The 2,500-nt window shown below is 34.5% G+C and carries 2 protein-coding genes, 2 tRNA genes and 3 rRNA genes (2 of these 7 only partly in view); 1 reads left to right on the forward strand and 6 read right to left on the reverse strand.

Annotated features, from left to right (window positions below):
* A protein-coding gene (locus AXY43_RS12860) for a signal peptidase II (RefSeq protein ID WP_012061052.1) crosses the window boundary here: on the forward strand, window positions 1-111 show its end. Its footprint begins 639 nt before the window's first position; only the last 111 of its 750 coding nucleotides appear in the window; its start codon lies beyond the left edge, outside the window; it ends in the stop codon at window positions 109-111.
* Between the two features lie 189 nt (window positions 112-300).
* Here the strand turns inward: AXY43_RS12860 and AXY43_RS12865 are convergent.
* The 6 genes from AXY43_RS12865 to AXY43_RS12890 all read right to left on the reverse strand — a co-directional run.
* Window positions 301-376 (reverse strand) — tRNA-Lys (locus AXY43_RS12865).
* Window positions 377-381: 5 nt separating this feature from the next.
* Window positions 382-498, reverse strand: a 5S ribosomal RNA gene (gene rrf, locus AXY43_RS12870).
* 158 nt (window positions 499-656) lie between these two features.
* Window positions 657-1,604 carry an L-lactate dehydrogenase gene (locus AXY43_RS12875; RefSeq protein WP_105411636.1) on the reverse strand — a complete coding sequence of 316 codons (948 nt, stop codon included), beginning with the start codon at window positions 1,602-1,604 and terminating at the stop codon, window positions 657-659.
* 291 nt (window positions 1,605-1,895) lie between these two features.
* Window positions 1,896-1,971: transfer RNA gene (locus tag AXY43_RS12880), tRNA-Lys, on the reverse strand.
* 7 nt (window positions 1,972-1,978) lie between these two features.
* Window positions 1,979-2,095 (reverse strand): 5S ribosomal RNA (gene rrf / locus AXY43_RS12885).
* A gap of 73 nt (window positions 2,096-2,168) precedes the next feature.
* Window positions 2,169-2,500 (reverse strand): 23S ribosomal RNA (locus AXY43_RS12890) (it continues 2,580 nt past the right edge of the window).

Genomic DNA, 2,500 nt, shown 5'->3' on the forward strand with positions numbered 1-2,500 from the left:
GGATACCTTGCATCTAATGAAGATACATCAGTTAAGGAAGATATTCAATCATTAAGAAAGTTTTTCTTATTTATAAAAAAGGATATCTCGCATAAGTTCAAATCCTTCTAAACAGTTATCTATTAGATTAGTAAAACCTATGAATACTTATTTAATGTTATTCATTTTATAAATTTGTAATATGATATGTTTCAAAATTTATAAAGGTAAATAAAAAAAGAGTTTTACTTTCAGTAAAACTCTTTTATTTATATAAATACTAAGCAAGTTTTTCAATAAGATTACTTTTAATAAAGTAATTGGTGGCTCACCCGGGAATCGAACCCGGGACACCATGATTAAAAGTCATGTGCTCTACCGACTGAGCTAGTGAACCATCTTACCTCGCAACGTCCTACTCTGCCACACAGTCTCCCATGCAGTACCATCGGCGCTATAGACCTTAACTTTCCTGTTCGGAATGGGAAGGAGTGTTACCTCTATGCCATCATCACGAGATTTTAATTAATAGTTGATATAATCTTCATCTATTACTTCAAATTTATGAAATAATCTTTATATAACTATTTTATAATATCTTGTCGAAAACTTGTCTCAACAAGATATTATTATACATAGTATTATCTATTATGTCAACACTTATTCAGAAATAAAACTTATTTTATTTTTTCGGTATATTCTTTTATTAACTCTATAGATCTTTTAAACTTGCTCAACTCTTCTTTTGTCATATGAATTTCCACTACCTCTTTAACCCCATCAGCATTTAAAACAGCAGGTACTCCACAAAAAACATCTTTTTCTCCATACTCGCCATCTAATAATGTAGATACTGGCATTATCTTGTTTTCATCATTTATTATCGCTTTTATGACTCCTACAGCTGCTGTTGCTATACCATAATACGTTGTTCCTTTTCTATTGTACACTTCCCAACCTGCTCTCGCTGTTTCCAGTACTAGTTTATCTAAGTCAACTTCTCCTACTCTATCTTTATTGTCTTTTAATATCTCGTAGAATGACTTTCCTCCAACTGTAACATGAGACCATGGGACCATCTGTGAATCTCCGTGTTCTCCCATAGAATATCCTTGCACACTACGCGGATCAACATTTAATAGTTCTCCAATGAAATTTTTTAGTCTTGCTGAATCAACTGAAGTACCAGTTCCTATAATATGACTCTTTGGTAACCCAGATATCTTATAAACATGATATGCTATCATATCAACCGGATTGGAAATAACAATAAAGTGTCCTTTAAATCCACTCTTCATTATTGGCCTTACAATGGATTCTACTATTTTAGCTGATAATTCTAGTGTATCTAATCTAGTTTGCCCTTGCTTAGGCGGTGCACCAGCTGTTATTACCACAATATCTACATCCCCGCATTGCTCATAGTTCCCCCTGACAATTCTTATATTTCTATTCAAATATTCAATACAATGGTTTAAATCCATTACTTCCCCTAGAGCCTTTTCTTCATTTATATCAATCATTAATATCTCATCACATACCCCTTGAGTCATCAGACTAAAGGCTGTACTAGACCCTACTAATCCTGTTCCTATAATAGCCACTTTACTTTTTTTTAAACTCATATTTAACTCCTTTTAAGAAACTTATTCTTACTCATATTATTATTATTTTACACTCATTTATTCACTTATAATTACTTATATATGCACGATTAAATATTATGGATTATATTATACACTATCTTAACTCTCTTCTAAGAATATAAAATCAGTCTTCGTATTCAAAATTTATCTAATTAATAAATTAATCCAATCTTTTATTCCTAAATGTTTATAATACTGAAAATAAATTACTTCTTTAATAATTTATTTTAAAACAAAAAAGGTTGTTAATAAAATTAACAACCTTTGTTATGGTGCGTCATCAGGGATTCGAACCCTGGACACCCTGATTAAGAGTCAGGTGCTCTACCAACTGAGCTAATCACGCAAATCTTACCTCGCAACGTCCTACTCTGCCACACAGTCTCCCATGCAGTACCATCGGCGCTATAGACCTTAACTTTCCTGTTCGGAATGGGAAGGAGTGTTACCTCTATGCCATCATCACGAGATCTTCAATTTGAAAAAACCTTGTTCTTTCAAAATTGCACATAGTTTTTTTAATGTATTTACAACTTGACTATATTGGTCAAGCCCTCGACCTATTAGTATCAGTCAGCTAAATATGTTACCATACTTACACCTCTGACCTATCAACCTTGTAGTCTTCAAGGGGTCTTACTAGCTTATGCTATGGGAAATCTCATCTTGAGGTGGGCTTCACACTTAGATGCTTTCAGCGTTTATCCCTTCCCGACTTAGCTACCCAGCTATGCTTCTGGCGAAACAACTGGTACACCATAGGTCAGTCCATCCCGGTCCTCTCGTACTAAGGACAGCTCCTCTCAAATTTCCTACGCCCGCGACGGATAGGGACCGAACTGTCTCACGACGTTCTGAACCCAGCTCGCGTGCCG

The organism is Clostridium sp. MF28 (assembly GCF_002969175.1).
Taxonomy (GTDB): domain Bacteria; phylum Bacillota; class Clostridia; order Clostridiales; family Clostridiaceae; genus Clostridium; species Clostridium beijerinckii.